General features: G+C 58.6%; 18 protein-coding genes and 1 pseudogene. 15 read left to right on the top strand and 4 right to left on the bottom strand.

Annotated elements, in window-relative coordinates; translation table 11 throughout:
* Both PH558_RS12655 and PH558_RS12650 read left to right on the top strand, forming a co-directional pair.
* Positions 1–390, top strand: coding sequence for a response regulator (locus tag PH558_RS12655; protein ID WP_113407985.1), 390 nt, complete (start codon positions 1–3; stop codon positions 388–390).
* A 222-nt stretch (positions 391–612) separates the two neighbouring features.
* Positions 613–1008, top strand: a complete 396-nt coding sequence (locus PH558_RS12650) for a DUF1236 domain-containing protein (RefSeq protein WP_285204680.1) — start codon at positions 613–615, stop codon at positions 1006–1008.
* 547 nt (positions 1009–1555) lie between these two features.
* Here the strand turns inward: PH558_RS12650 and PH558_RS12645 are convergent.
* Positions 1556–2530, bottom strand: coding sequence for a 3'-5' exonuclease (locus PH558_RS12645; protein ID WP_285204679.1), 975 nt, complete (start codon positions 2528–2530; stop codon positions 1556–1558).
* On the opposite strand from PH558_RS12645, the gene PH558_RS12640 reads away from it, so the two are divergent.
* The 5 genes from PH558_RS12640 to PH558_RS12620 all read left to right on the top strand — a co-directional run bounded on the left by PH558_RS12640 (position 2529) and on the right by PH558_RS12620 (position 7323).
* Positions 2529–2843, top strand: coding sequence for a hypothetical protein (locus tag PH558_RS12640; protein ID WP_095433202.1), 315 nt, complete (start codon positions 2529–2531; stop codon positions 2841–2843). The genes PH558_RS12645 and PH558_RS12640 overlap by 2 nt on opposite strands.
* Positions 2844–2950: 107 nt before the next feature.
* Complete coding sequence (locus PH558_RS12635; protein ID WP_095433201.1) at positions 2951–3259, top strand: hypothetical protein; 309 nt, start codon at positions 2951–2953, stop codon at positions 3257–3259.
* A 2-nt stretch (positions 3260–3261) separates the two neighbouring features.
* The gene (ligD, locus tag PH558_RS12630) at positions 3262–5895 is read left to right on the top strand and encodes a DNA ligase D (protein ID WP_285204677.1); all 2634 of its coding nucleotides are present in this window, start codon (positions 3262–3264) and stop codon (positions 5893–5895) included.
* A 29-nt stretch (positions 5896–5924) separates the two neighbouring features.
* Positions 5925–6839 (top strand): hypothetical protein, encoded by a 915-nt coding sequence (locus PH558_RS12625; protein ID WP_285204676.1) that lies wholly within the window; start codon positions 5925–5927, stop codon positions 6837–6839.
* Positions 6760–7323, top strand: a complete 564-nt coding sequence (locus tag PH558_RS12620; protein ID WP_483314149.1) for a DUF4334 domain-containing protein — start codon at positions 6760–6762, stop codon at positions 7321–7323. The genes PH558_RS12625 and PH558_RS12620 overlap by 80 nt, the downstream gene beginning before the upstream one ends.
* Before the next feature lie 99 nt (positions 7324–7422).
* Here PH558_RS12620 and ligD (PH558_RS12615) read toward each other — a convergent pair whose 3' ends face one another.
* The 3 genes from ligD (PH558_RS12615) to PH558_RS12605 all read right to left on the bottom strand — a co-directional run bounded on the left by ligD (PH558_RS12615) (position 7423) and on the right by PH558_RS12605 (position 9272).
* Positions 7423–8472: a non-homologous end-joining DNA ligase gene (gene ligD, locus PH558_RS12615; protein ID WP_285204673.1), complete on the bottom strand. Its 1050-nt coding sequence runs from the start codon at positions 8470–8472 to the stop codon at positions 7423–7425.
* Positions 8469–8705, bottom strand: a complete 237-nt coding sequence (locus tag PH558_RS12610) for a Ku family protein (protein WP_285204672.1) — start codon at positions 8703–8705, stop codon at positions 8469–8471. Before PH558_RS12610 ends, ligD (PH558_RS12615) begins: the two co-directional genes overlap by 4 nt.
* 270 nt (positions 8706–8975) lie before the next feature.
* On the bottom strand, positions 8976–9272 hold the full coding sequence (locus PH558_RS12605) for a PRC-barrel domain-containing protein (protein WP_285204671.1): 297 nt from the start codon (positions 9270–9272) through the stop codon (positions 8976–8978).
* A gap of 328 nt (positions 9273–9600) precedes the next feature.
* Between PH558_RS12605 and PH558_RS12600 the strand changes: the two genes are divergently transcribed.
* The 8 genes and pseudogenes from PH558_RS12600 to PH558_RS12565 all read left to right on the top strand — a co-directional run bounded on the left by PH558_RS12600 (position 9601) and on the right by PH558_RS12565 (position 13412).
* Positions 9601–9963: a PAS domain-containing protein gene (locus PH558_RS12600; protein ID WP_285204670.1), complete on the top strand. Its 363-nt coding sequence runs from the start codon at positions 9601–9603 to the stop codon at positions 9961–9963.
* 676 nt (positions 9964–10639) lie between these two features.
* On the top strand, positions 10640–10849 hold the full coding sequence (locus PH558_RS12595) for a cold-shock protein (protein ID WP_095433194.1): 210 nt from the start codon (positions 10640–10642) through the stop codon (positions 10847–10849).
* 47 nt (positions 10850–10896) lie between these two features.
* Positions 10897–11241, top strand: a complete 345-nt coding sequence (locus tag PH558_RS12590) for a cold-shock protein (protein ID WP_285204666.1) — start codon at positions 10897–10899, stop codon at positions 11239–11241.
* A gap of 27 nt (positions 11242–11268) precedes the next feature.
* Positions 11269–11511, top strand: coding sequence for a 30S ribosomal protein S21 (rpsU, locus tag PH558_RS12585; protein ID WP_015343608.1), 243 nt, complete (start codon positions 11269–11271; stop codon positions 11509–11511).
* Between the two features lie 43 nt (positions 11512–11554).
* A complete protein-coding gene (locus PH558_RS12580) occupies positions 11555–11764 on the top strand; it encodes a hypothetical protein (protein WP_095433192.1) in 210 nt (69 codons plus the stop codon).
* Positions 11765–12248: 484 nt separating this feature from the next.
* Entirely contained in the window at positions 12249–12425 is a 177-nt protein-coding gene (locus PH558_RS12575; RefSeq protein WP_285204664.1) for a DUF3606 domain-containing protein, read from the top strand.
* 3 nt (positions 12426–12428) lie between these two features.
* Positions 12429–13230 (top strand): annotated as a pseudogene (gene xth, locus PH558_RS12570) (exodeoxyribonuclease III).
* Complete coding sequence (locus tag PH558_RS12565) at positions 13227–13412, top strand: hypothetical protein (protein WP_285204663.1); 186 nt, start codon at positions 13227–13229, stop codon at positions 13410–13412. The pseudogene xth and the gene PH558_RS12565 overlap by 4 nt, the downstream one beginning before the upstream one ends.
* The last annotated feature ends 6 nt before the right edge of the window (positions 13413–13418 follow it).

The raw sequence follows: 13418 nt of genomic DNA, 5'->3' as shown, positions 1-13418 counted from the left end.
ATGGCATCTTCGGCGCCTCCGTTGCGCATATTCTGTCTTGAAGACAACCCATTGATCATCTTCCAAATCGAGGCCATGATTGAGGATTTGGGGCATATCTTTGCAGGATCTGCCATAAGCTTCGCCGACCTTGTTAAAAGACAGGATCTCCGTGGCATCGACGGAGTGCTGGTGGATATCGATCTTGCTGATGGACGCACTGGCCCTGATGCGGCGATCTGGCTTTCCGAACAGGGGATCCCAAGCATCTTCGTCACAGGTCAGGAGGCGATAGCGGCTGAGTACTCCCAAGTGGTGCTTGCAACAATCGGAAAACCGGTGTCCGAGATCGAGCTTGCAGAAAAGCTGGAGCTGTTTAGGGGCACCAATCCCTATTGCCGAGGACGCTGACAAATCACGTGCGAGATAAAAGATAAGGCGTAGCTGGTTTACCAATTGTCTCTGTCGGTCTGAGGTCGAGGCTCATGGTCTTTGCGCCGTGCTTGCCGATCACGAAGTTTGTCGGCCGCGGCTAACCCGTGATGGCTCTGGATGGTAACCGAATAGGAACATTCCGAAGGCTGGGCAATTCTCTTTTCAGCTCGCAAGAGCCAAAATGCAAAGGAGAATGCTATGAAAACGAAACTTATTGTTTCAGCCGCCGCCTTCGGCCTTCTCGCTGGTTCAGCCTTCGCGCAGTCTTCCACCGTCACTGGAGCCGCGGGCGGTGCGGTGACCGGAGCGGTCGTAGGTGGCCCGGTCGGCGCTGCGATTGGGGGTGTCACCGGAGCGATTGTCGGTGGTGCCATCGACCCGCCGCCGGAGAAAGTGGTCACTTACGTTCAGGAGCAGCCTCTGCCTCCCTCCGAGGCAGTCGTGCAAGACCAGATTGTCGTCGGCCGCGCGCTTCCGGAAACGGTTGTCGTGACACCGGTTCCGGATAACCCAACCTATGCCTATGCTGTCGTGAACCATAAACGTGTCATCGTCCAGCCGAAGACGCGCAAGGTCGTTCGCATCCTTGAATAGTGCCAGGGGGGGCCTCCGAAAGAGGCCCTTTCATTCCATGCGACCCGATACGCTATAGGCGCGTTCTACGTATCCGGCTTCCAATCGTGAGATTCAAGGCGAAAGCTCTGGGCACCACACCCTGTCGCGGCCGCTCGAGCCGAAGCCTAACTCGCGTTGCCGAAACAAGGATCCGACCTAGCGATTCTACGGGGCAAGCACACTGCAATTGCGGACTGCTAAATTTGCAACACCGGGCGGTTCCTTTAGTTTTCGATTTTCGAATGGATGGACAGTCAGCCAGTAGGTGGTGTTATGGAGTCTCAAGCTCCGTGTTTGGTAAAGGCGATGCGATTTACAGGCTTGCGGCTTTTCAAGATGCTCAGATCATCTCGCCCGCTCGGCAACGGCGATGGTTTCAAGCCTTACGAACCGTGGGTCTGTGACGCTTTCGAGCGCTTTGAGCGTGAGATCGAAGCGTTCTGCCGACGGTCGTTGTTTTCAGTTATAGTTTAAAAGGCCATCTGGCGAGCTGGGTAATCCTCGTTGCAGTGGCGCCCGGTTGAACTTACCTTCGCCCTTTGAACCTGTCGAACGCCGTGACGCGCTGGATTGGCGGATCGGCATCCCAGCCGTAGATCTCGGTTCGCAGGAAGCGAAGTTCGTCTTCCATGGCCTCTTCGACGATCTCGATCCACCAGGATTTCGGTCGCCCATCACTGCCGTCAGACCAGCGGTAGCCCCGTTCTTTCAAGCGGTCCTTCAGGTCGAAGGGGGAGTTTTCCGCGAAGATGCGCACGCGGGAGCGTTGGCTTGCCTGATAAAGTTCGGCAAAATGTGTTTGCGCATTATCGCCCTGAGAGAGCGCCAGTACCTCCAACAGGGCGAAGCAGTCGTCGACAGCGCGGTGTCCGACGTGAAAATAGCCACTCTGGTTGATGAGATAGCCGAGCTTGGTTCCTTCATAGCCCCTGGCGCTCCAATCAATCTCGGAATTGGAACAGGCCCAGGCCTTGCCGGCAAAGATCGAGGAGAAGGTCTCGCAAAAGGGCCGATCGAAACCGGCATTGTGGGCAATGATGAGATCGGCCGGTTCGATGAGCGCACGCACGGCCGGCATGTCGATCATCTGGCCGACGACCATGGCGTTGGTGATGCCGGTCAGCCTGATAACGTCGGCTGGGATCGGAATGCTCGGTTGCTGCAGCCCGCCGTAGATACCGGTGACATCTCCGATCTCGCCCTGTTCATTGAAGGTGAAGCCGATGAGGCCGATTTCGATGATCTCGTCTTTCCTCGCATCGAGCCCTGTGGTTTCGGTATCGAGGATGACGCCCTGCAGCGGATGGCCAGGTCTTGGGATGGCGGCAATCGGACGAGCTTCGAGTTTTCTCAGAATCTGGTAGCGCCCGGTTGCTTGCAGGATCCGCACCATCTCGGCTTCGTCGGGCGCTGATCCGGCCGGTCGAGTCCGCAGGCTTGGCGCCGACGTTTTGCGGACGGGCTGCGCATTCTCCGAAAACATGTCCAGCTGAGACGTCATGGCCTATCCCACGAAAATGATCGGCGCAAATCTAAAACGTCACTTGCCTCATGAGAAGGGTGTAGTGCGGCCGGGCGGGCCATACCCACTGCTATTCGACCTCGTAGCGACCATCAGTGGGTTCGCCGCGATGGCGCGTGCACAGGATAACGGAACGGCCAATAGGGAGGAATCATTGGCCGCTCCGGCTCGGTCCGCCGCAAAGCGCTCAAAGCAAGTCTTTGATAGCCGCAAGCCTCAAAATATCAACCACATTCCGGATGCGTCTGCTGGCGTACATATCATCTGCCACGGTGCTTGCGAGCTGACCTGATCGGAAGTGTCAAAGGCTCAGTAGACGCGGGATTCAGGAACCTTCAAGGAAACTACAAGAGCTAAAGAACGTTCTGTTGCTGTGAACCTTGTCAGCAGGAGACAGCAATGGCGGATGACAGCACCACGACCATCAGCGCCACGTTCCAAACACGCCAGGCAGCAGATCTTGCCATCGAACATCTGGTTCAGCAGCATGGAATTTCGCGGCCGGACATTTTCGTTCAATCGGCAAGCGACAGCAACAGCTCAGGTTCGGCGCCCTCGGGTGGAGATGCCTCGCACGGTCAGGGGGCTCGCGGTGACGCGCCGCTCGCAGGCGAGATCGAGGTCTCGGCGGATATCGCCTCAAGCCAGGCTGCCACCGTCAGACGCAGTCTCGCAGATGCCGGCGCGCTGCGTGTCTGGAGCCGCTGAGCATGGCCGACACTCTTTCGAAATATCGTGCCAAGCGCGATTTCAAGAAGACCAGCGAACCAAGCGGGGAGACTCATGTCAAACCGTCGAACCGCCGGCGGTTCGTCATCCAAAAGCATGATGCCACCCGGCTGCATTACGATCTTCGCCTGGAACTCGACGGCGTCTTTAAATCCTGGGCGGTGACGAAGGGGCCATCGCTCGATCCGCACGACAAGCGTCTGGCGGTCGAGGTGGAAGACCATCCGCTCGACTATGGCGATTTCGAGGGCACGATCCCCAAGGGGCAATATGGCGGAGGGACCGTGATGCTGTGGGATCGCGGCTACTGGGAACCCGAAGGCAGGACGTCGCCCGAGGAAGCTCTGAAAAAAGGTGACTTCAAGTTCACGCTGGACGGCAAGCGGCTTCATGGCAGTTTCGTCCTGGTCCGGATGCGCCGGGACCGGGACCGCGGCACGCGAACCAACTGGCTGCTGATCAAGCATCATGACGACTACTCGGTGGAGGAGAACGGCGCCGCCATCCTGGAAGAGAATGCGATCTCGGTTGCCTCTGGCCGCAGCATGCAGCAAATCGCCGAGGGCAGGGGCCGCAAACCGCAGCCCTTCATGACGGCGAATGCAGATGTGGAGGCAGATGCGGTCTGGGACAGCAAGCATGGCCTAGCGGCCGGCGAGCGCAAGAAGCGGTCGCGCAAGGATGTTGCGACCTCCACTGCTGTTGATCTGCCCGACTTCATAGCTCCGCAACTGTGCGAAAGGGTTGCTCGACCGCCCGTCGGCAAGAGTTGGCTGCATGAGATCAAGTTCGATGGCTACCGTATCCAGATGCGCATTGCCGATGGGGCGGTGAAGCTGAAGACGCGCAAAGGTCTCGACTGGACGGCAAAATATCCCGAGATCGCCAAGTCGGCGTCAGCACTTCCCGACTGCATTATCGATGGCGAGATCTGCGCACTCGATGAGAACGGCGCACCGGATTTTGCCGCGCTCCAGGCGGCTTTGTCGGAAGGCAAAACGAATGACCTCGTCTATTTCGCGTTCGATCTGCTGTTCGATGGCGCCGAGGACTTGCGGTCTATACCTCTGGTGGAGCGGAAGGAGCGGCTGCAAAACCTTCTTGCCGAAGCGAGCAGCGATCCCCGCATCCGCTATGTCGAACATTTCGAAACCGGCGGCGATGCGGTGCTCCGCTCTGCCTGCAAGCTGTCGCTCGAAGGCATAGTCTCCAAGCAGATGGATGCACTCTATCGGTCCGGCCGGACCGAAACCTGGGTAAAGTCGAAATGCCGGGCGGGCCATGAAGTGGTCATCGGTGGCTATGCCAAAACCAATGGCAAATTCCGCTCCCTTTTGGTTGGCGTCCACCGTGGAGACCAGTTTGTCCATGTCGGGCGCGTCGGGACCGGCTATGGCGCCAAGAAAGTGGAGACGCTGCTTCCAAGGCTGAAGGCACTGGAGACGGCGAAATCGCCGTTCACCGGCGGTGCTCCGAAGAAGCAGGGTGAAGTGGTCTGGGTAAAGCCGGAACTCGTCGCCGAAATCGAATTCGAGGGCTGGACCGCCGACGGACTCGTCCGGCAGGCCGCCTTCAAGGGTCTGCGTGAAGACAAGCCGGCAAAAGAGGTCGAGGCCGAGAAGCCGGCATCGCCGGGCGGGACGGAGACCGCCCAGCCTGCCGCAACCGCCAAACATAAGCCTTTCCGCCGCAAAACCGCGAAGGCCGAGGTCATGGGAGTCCTCATCTCCAATCCCGACAAGCGGCTATGGCCGGATGCCAATGACGGAGAGCCCGTCACCAAGGAAGAGCTGGCGCGCTATCATGAAGCTGTCGGCGCCTGGCTCATCGAGCATATTAAGGGCCGGCCGTGTTCGATCATTCGCGCACCCGATGGTATCGAGGGAGAACAGTTCTTCCAGCGGCATGCGATGCCAGGTACCTCGAACCTTATCGAGCTGGTGAAAGTGTTCGGCGACAAGAAGCCTTACCTGCAGATCGACCGGATCGAGGGGCTGGCCGCCATCGCCCAGATCGGTGGTATCGAACTGCATCCCTGGAATTGTCAGCCCGGCAAACCGGAAGTACCTGGACGTCTGGTGTTCGATCTTGATCCCGGGCCCGATGTGCTGTTTTCGAGCGTTGTTGCAGCGGCGCGCGAGATGCGCGACCGGCTGGATGAGCTCGGTCTCATCAGTTTCTGCAAGACGACCGGAGGCAAGGGTCTGCACGTCGTGACACCGCTGGCAATTAACAAGCGCAAACCTTTGACCTGGGTGGAGGCAAAAGGCTTCGCCCACGATCTCTGCGAAGACATGGCGCGTGACAATCCCGATCTCTATCTGATCAAGATGACCAAGAGCCTTCGGGGTGGCCGGATCTTCCTTGATTACCTGCGCAACGACCGCATGGCGACCGCCGTCGCACCGCTCTCACCGCGGGCTCGCCCCGGCGCCACCGTCTCGATGCCGCTCAACTGGACGCAGGTAAAGGCCGATCTCGACCCGAAACGCTTTACGATCCGAACGGTGCCGGCGCTACTTGCCAAGAGCCCGGCCTGGCAGGACTATTGTGACGGCGAGCGGCCGCTTGAGCAGGCGATCAAGCGCCTCGGAAAATCAAAGCGTGCGGCGTGATCTCGCAAGGCCAACCTCAGGCGATATATATGGACGAGGTAATAAAGGACACGGCCGAACCACGCCCGCGCGAGGGGGCAACCACCGACCTGCCGCATGATCGGGTAACGGTGGAGCGGTTTCGGCAGGCGTTCCCGCGTGCGCGATGGAGCGACAGGCTCAATGCCTGGTTCGTGCCCGGCCGCACCGCCGAAAGGCGTATCGGCCGCTGGTTCGCGGAGATGGAGGCGGAGGCGGACAGGTTCGCCGACGAAAAGGGCAGAGATGCCTTTGCCTTTGAGCCAATTGAAAGCCCGTACCTGGACGCGGCGCCCGCGGCTTTCCAGATTAGGACGCCCTACTCACGGGCCGCTATTGACGAAATCCGCGAGATTCCGCATGCCCGCTGGGATGCCGACCGCCGTCTCTGGACGGTGCCTTACCGCTCGTTTGCAGAACTGCGGCAGCGATGGCCGGTCATAGAGGCAGCCGCCAAGCGCTCCGAGCCGGATGCACGGCACGCAAGGCGCGAGGCGATCAAGGGAACGGAGGAAGAGGAGGCATCCAAGGAGAGGATGAGGGAGCGCCGGCGCAAGCGATATCCGGTTCCCGCTGATGATCCGCCACCCTTCGACCGCGCGATCGGCACGCATATCGGGATCGTTTTCTTTACCAGGACTGAGGGTGAACTCGCGGATTCGGGGACAGTCACCGCTTTTTACTTTCCCGCAGCAGATGGCGAGGATTATGTCTGGGCATCGTGGCGGCGCGGCCCGCTGGAAGAATTGGTGAGGGCGTGGCCGGCGCGCATACCTCCGGGACAAGGTGAGCGCGATCGTGGCTGGTGGATACCAACTCTTGACGAGTTGCGCGCGGCCCGCCGCGATGCCAGATCCAGGCGGCGGGCCTCGGAGCGCAAGGAAAAGGACAAGCCATCCAGTGACAGGCCAGCAGACAGTGCTTGAGAAGTTCCGGCACCTGCCGCCGATGGCGCCGCGCGAACTCGTGGGCCTGTGGAAGGGGCACGGTATACCGGCGAACCATCCGTTCGACGGCGTGCTCGAAAATCTCGGCTGGTACGGCAAGCGCTTCACGCCCGATATGCGCGCCGATGCCTTGCTGTTTCGCTCGGGCGAGCATCGACTCACGGCAATTGATCCGAAATGGATACCGCTTCACTGGGCGATGCGTTTCGATCGGCTTGGCCGGACTCCTATAGCGAGCAACCTCTTTTCCTATCTTCAGCGTCGGCTTCGCGCGAACGGGCCGGTCGCAGGTCTCAAAACCCTGCCGTTTGACGGTGTCGAAAGTGCCGCCCTGGTCTATGACCATCAGCCGATCGTCGATCATTTTCGGAGGATCGATGAGCAGACGGTGATGGGCGCGATGACGATTCAGTGCGACGAGCGCATCTATTTCTTCGAACTTCAACGCGTCGACCAGCCTTGAAAACGGCTCATCCGGCATTGATGATCGGGTTTGCACAGCCCGTCCGCCGCGCGCGATGGTCCGGGTGGGCTGGCGCTCGCGCATGGGTCGAGCGCCCTATCAATGCTCGGCGGTTGGCTCGCCATTTACGTCGAATACTGCAGCATTGTCCTGGACCTCCCGCAAGCCCTTATAGGAGGCGTGGCGCAGATTGCCGTCATCGGTCCATCCCCGAAACTCGATCTCGGCGATCAAGGTCGGCTGTACGAAGACGACCTTCTTGCCCTTGAGCGGCACTACGGGTTGGCTGGTTTTAAGTGTGTCGAGCTTCTTCCTGAGATAGGCGGCATCCTTGGCATCGAACCCCGTTCCGACGGCGCCGACATAGATCCAATCGTGGCCCTTTCTGCCGGCAACAAGAAGGCTCCCGATGCCGCTGCGGGCGGAGGCGGATTGCTCATAGCCGATGATCATGAAGCTTTCGCTCTGCACGCATTTGATCTTTATCCAATCGCCGGTTCGCCCGGATCGATAAGGTCGATCCCGGTGCTTGGCAATAATGCCCTCAAGCCCTGCCGCACAGGCCTTGGCGAGAAGTGCCGCGCCGTCACCCTGGACTTCTTCCGACAGCTGTATTGCGCCCGTGGCACCATCGAGAAAATCCTCAAGCAAATGCCGGCGGACGGAGAGCTCCATTCCCGTGAGATCGTGACCGTCAAAATAAAGCAGGTCGAAAGCGAAAAAGACCGCTTCTGTCGAGGCTCGTTTGCCACCGCGTCCGCCAAGCGATCGCTGCAATGCTCCGAAGTCGGAGTGACCCTTGTTATTAAGTACCACGGCCTCGCCATCGAGAATGGCGGTCCCGACATCCAGTTTCCGCGCGGCATCGGCGATGGCCGGAAAGCGATGCGTCCAGTCATGGCCGCCGCGTGTGATGATGCGCACACGTTTCGGCTCGTTATGGACGCACAGGCGATAGCCGTCCCACTTCACTTCGAACGCCCACTCCGGGCCTTGTGGCGGAACCGTTTTCAGAAGAGCCAGGCAAGGCTCGATCCGGTCCGGCATCTTGTCAAAGGGAAGATTGGGCTGGGAAGGGTCGCGGCGCCGGGCGGGCTTCGACCGGACGACCTGATCTTCCCGCAGCAACGGCTTGGCAGGCCTCCTCATCGTTTTACTCGCTTCTCGGCCTCGACCGATTTCTTCACGGCATCCCTGATATTGATGACATTGCCAGACTGAGGCGATGGCGTCCACTTACCTTTGGGGCTGGGGGAGTTTTTCAGGGTGTTTCTCTTGGCTGCGATAACGTCGAGCAGCCGCTCTCGGACCGGGTTAACCACCATTTTCGGGAACCAGGCTCTTGTCTGTCGGTTGATGAATTCACGGATGAGCGGCATCATGTCCGAACCCACCTTCTCATCGCCGATCCCCTCGAAATAAATATCTGATCACGGACCTCACCCCTGTAACGCAGCGTCCAGTTAACGATGCCCCTGCCGCGTGTCTCGAGCATGACGGCGCGTTCGCGACGTGAGATCATCAGCCAGGATATGTCATCTTTTGGGCTTCCATCGCATCGCGGATCAGGAAAGTGCGTGAGCATATCGCCCGGGGCAGCCTGACCCTATCGAAGGGAGCCCCCGCTCTTGCGGAAGCTCTCTTCCCAGTCTTTAATCGCGATGTTCCGGCATTGCCTTCAGCTGGTCCTTTGTCCATGACGTCACGCCATGGATCTCACCGCTTTCGTCGCGCATGAAATCCAGATCGGTCACTCGAACCGACACCGGCTTTGCACCGATGCCGAGGAAGCCGCCGACGTCGATCACGACGCTGCTGCCGCTGCCGGCCCCATGCACGTGGTCAACCGTGCCAACCTTGTGATCATCGGCATCATAGATCGATGCGCCTTCCAAATTAGCCTGTGTAAGTTCTTCTTCGGCCAGTCGTATGTGGTTGCTGTGATCCATGAGCGAATCCTCCTTTTGCTTCCGAAAGCAATATTGATTGGCAAGGTGATCGTTGTTGCGTTCCTGCTTGTCCATGTGCTTGGAGCTATCGCCACTGCCCACGACATTTTCTCCTCGATCAACATGAGGACCAACGGCGGTCTGAAGGCTTTGTTCCCAGCTGAGTCTACTGGCAGGCAAGTCCCTATGGCCGATATCCGGTGCAGGATCGGAGCAAGGTCATGTCCTGAAACTTGTCAGGTCATCTCAAGGTGAATTTGGCCGTCGTAAATAATCGCCAAGTCGAGACTTTGATTTACAGCGAAGCCTCTTCCATGCGATTGATTCGATGGCCGAAGATCAGGCGCTCCGCAAGACGCTCGACGAACTCCCCGCTGCCATTTACGTCACTGACACCGATGGAGTGATCACCTACTTCAATCCGGCGTGCATCGACTTCACCAGCCGGCGGCCTGAGGTCGGGGCGGACCGCTGGTGCGTTACTTGGCGCCTCTATACCAACGCTGGCGACTTCCTGCCGCATGAGGAATGCCCAATGGCGGAGGCAATCAACACCCGGCGGCCGATCCGCGGCGTGACGGCGGTGGCCGAAAGGCCAGACGGAACACGTGTGACCTTCGACCTTATCCGACCCCCATTTTTGACAGGGATGGCAAGTTCGCGGGGGCCGTCAATCTGCTGGAAGATGTAACAGATGAAGTACGCGTCAACGATTTCCAGGCCCAGGCCCAGGCGCGGCGTTCCCGGCGACTGGCTAATGCGGTGGCGGACGATTTTGCAGCCGATAGCCTGAATCGCATGGCCGAGGAATATGAAGCCAAAGCAGCGGAGCTACTCCGCCATAGGCGCCCCGCGCCGGGTGGCGATACCGCCGTAGATCCCGCGACGGTCGAGCTCGAGAAGCACCGCCGATGAATGGCCAAGCCCCTCAAAAGTGCCTGCTTATCGAAGAGCCTGTTTGAACCTTTCGAAAGCGCCGTTCCCTCCCGATTTGAGTCATAGAGGTGATAGTCCGCAAATGGCTCGCACCACGGCTCCAGCAGACGAGTGAGATCGCCATAGGCCATCGGCTCTGCGACCGGATCTTCCAGGATGTAGAGGACGCCGAACCCCTCTATAGCGGCGGCCACCAGCAGGTTGTCGTCCTCGAACATCGGTCCGCGGTCAGCCATTTGCATGTCTCTTGATTAGTTATTTTCCTGACATGTCTTGCCATATCAGAATTTGAGGGTATGTTCTTCTTATCGACCATTGCTTGTGACGTCGCTCAAGAGCCTCGCGTTCTTCCTCGGATTCCCTCTCAAATAATCGATCTAATCCCGCAGGGTATCGCGGGAACAACAACGATTGCTTAGAAAGGAATCGTTATGAACACTGGTACTGTGAAGTGGTTTAACTCCACCAAAGGCTTCGGCTTTATTCAACCCGATAATGGCAGCACGGATGTTTTCGTCCATATCTCGGCGGTAGAGCGGGCCGGCATGCGGTCGCTCAACGATGGCCAGAAGATCACTTACGACATCGTGCAGGATCGTAGATCTGGCAAGAGCTCGGCTGACAATCTTCGGGCCGCATAATTTGTCAAGGCTTCACGCGACCACGGATGTACTGGCGCGCTGAGACCATGACCGAGGAAGGTCGGGACACGTCCCGGCCTTTTATTTTTTCATTTCGAACGGAGAACGGCATGGCAAATGGTCGTTACCGGCCAGGTGACAGCATCGTCCTGAAACCTGGAATTTTCGGAAACGCCCAGCCGGCGGGCAGCATCGTGTCTGTGCTGCCTGTGTCGCAGGGCGTTGCCCACTATCGGGTCCGCTTCCAAAATGAGAGCTTCGAGCGGAGCGTCCGTCAGGACGATATCGATGCCGGGGCGTCACCGTCGTCGCTTTCGCCGACGCAAGCCGAGGTACCGCAAACATCGAAATCGAGTTGGATCAACTCGAATTCAATCCGCACCAAGAAATAAACGCAGCGCGAGCTGAAAGGAGACGTTTTGCAGGTTCTGGTAAGAGACAACAATGTGGATCAAGCGCTACGCGTTCTGAAAAAGAAATTGCAGCGTGAAGGCGTGTTTCGGGAAATGAAGGCACGCAGCGCCTATGAAAAGCCGTCCGAAAAACGTGCCCGCGAAAAGGGTGAGGCGGTCCGGCGTGCCCGCAAGCTTGCCCGTAAGCAGGCTCAGCGCGAAGGCCTGTTGCCGGCGCCGAAGAAGAAAGTCATGGCGCGAGCCCGCTGACGTCCGGCGTCTTTTGAAACGCACCTGCTGAAATGGAGGAAGCATGACAAAGACGAAAGACAATCTGTTCAAGCCTGAAAAGCTGTCGGCGCAGGCGAAGTCCGAGCAGACGACGTCAATTGCCAGGGTTATCCTGGCCGATGAGGCGTCTGCTCGACAGAAGAAGACGGACAGGCTCCGAGCACTTCGTTTGGCTCAGCCCGTTGTAGAACCGATCAAGGGGTCAAAAAGAAGCGGCAAAAAGTTAGATTGAAACTGCTGCCTCCGCTTCGCTCAACCTATTCAACATGGGCGCACGACTGCGCTGTACTTTGATTGGTCTCCTTGCGCGCGTGATGGCGATGGCTTGTCTTTGTAATCTAATCGGTGTCCTGCGCGTCTCCATACCTCTCGCATATGGAAATCTAGATTCGAAGCGGAGCCCACCGCACATGCGGAAGCTCCCCTTCCAGTGTTTAATCACGATACTCGGGCATTGCCTTCAGCTGGTCCTGCATTGCACTCGCTTCGCCGCAATTCATTCTTTAGTGTTTTTTAATTAGTCCCTAGATGATGTTAGAGGGTATCGATCAAGGCCGCCGGACCGCGCCTTGCTCCGCCGAGAGCGTGTATCGCTGTCTCCGTTGCGGAGATCCCATATTGTCCGGGGACGGCTGCGGCATCTGCAGGGAATATCTCGCGCCCTAGCTCATGGAACTCCCGTTTTTCGTAGGTCGAACCTATCAGAAGGCACTGTCATGGCAACCACATCGAGAGGCCGCATCCAGGATCGTGCGAAGGTCGCAGGCGGCCAGGATCACGAAGTGCGTTACGAGGCGAAGAAGGAAGGCGTATCAAAGGACAGGGTCAAGAAGACCGTGAAGGGCGCCGGGAATTCGCGAAAGAAGGTCGAAGCGGAAATCGGCCGGCGCTAAGCCGTGAAGCTGGCGACTTACAACGTCAACGGCGTAAACGGCCGGCTCGAAGTCCTCCTGCGATGGCTGGAGGAGGCCGCGCCAGACGTCGCATGCCTCCAGGAACTGAAGGCCCCGCAAGAGAAGTTTCCGATCAACGCAATCGAGGCTGCCGGCTACGGCGCAGTGTGGCAGGGCCAAAAATCCTGGAACGGGGTTGCGATCCTTGCAAAAGGGCAGGAACCCCATCTTACGAGGCGACGGCTCCCAGGCGAACCGGAGGACGAGCACAGCCGCTATATCGAAGCCGTTGTCGACGGGATCGTCATCGCGGTCTATACCTCCCGAACGTCAATCCTTATCCGGGACCTAAGTTCGACTACAAGCTCCGCTGGTTCAAACGGCTTCAAGATTACGCCGCCGAGCTGCTGAAGCTAGAGGTGCCAGTTGTTCTCGTCGGCGACTTCGACGTGATGCCCAACGAGATGGACGTCTACAAGCCGGAACGCTGGACGAATGACGCCTTGTTTCGCGTCGAAGTCCGGAACGCGTACAGAAAACTCGTCGATCAGGGCTGGACCGATGCTCTGCGCCATCTACATCCGACGAACGCATCTACACGTTCTGAGACTAATTCCGAAATGCATACGCTCGCGACGCCGGACTGCGGATCGACCACTTCCTGCTCAGCTCGGAGCCGGCCGCCCGTCTGTCGAAGGCTGAAGTCGACAAGCACGTACGCGGCTGGGAGCACACAAGCGACCATGCTCTCGTATGGATCGAACTGAGCGACGAGCCCGTCAGGAAGAAGAGAAGGAAGTCATGACCGGCAACTGGAAACTTCGGCTCCGCGATAGGAAGGAAGATTTCGTCGCCATCTTCGTCGTCGCCGGAGCGAAGCAGTTTGACCTGTTCGACGCCGGCACGGTTGATGATTGCGCGACCACTACGACTGACTGCGGAAACCGCGTCCCGCCGACGGAACTTCTGGCCACCGAGCAGATTTAAGCGAGA

Origin of the sequence: Rhizobium pantanalense, assembly GCF_030182525.1 — a bacterium.
Classification (GTDB): Bacteria; Pseudomonadota; Alphaproteobacteria; order Rhizobiales; family Rhizobiaceae; genus Rhizobium.
The sequence above is the reverse complement of the archived record's forward strand: the minus strand, read 5'-3'. Positions and strand labels throughout refer to the sequence as shown.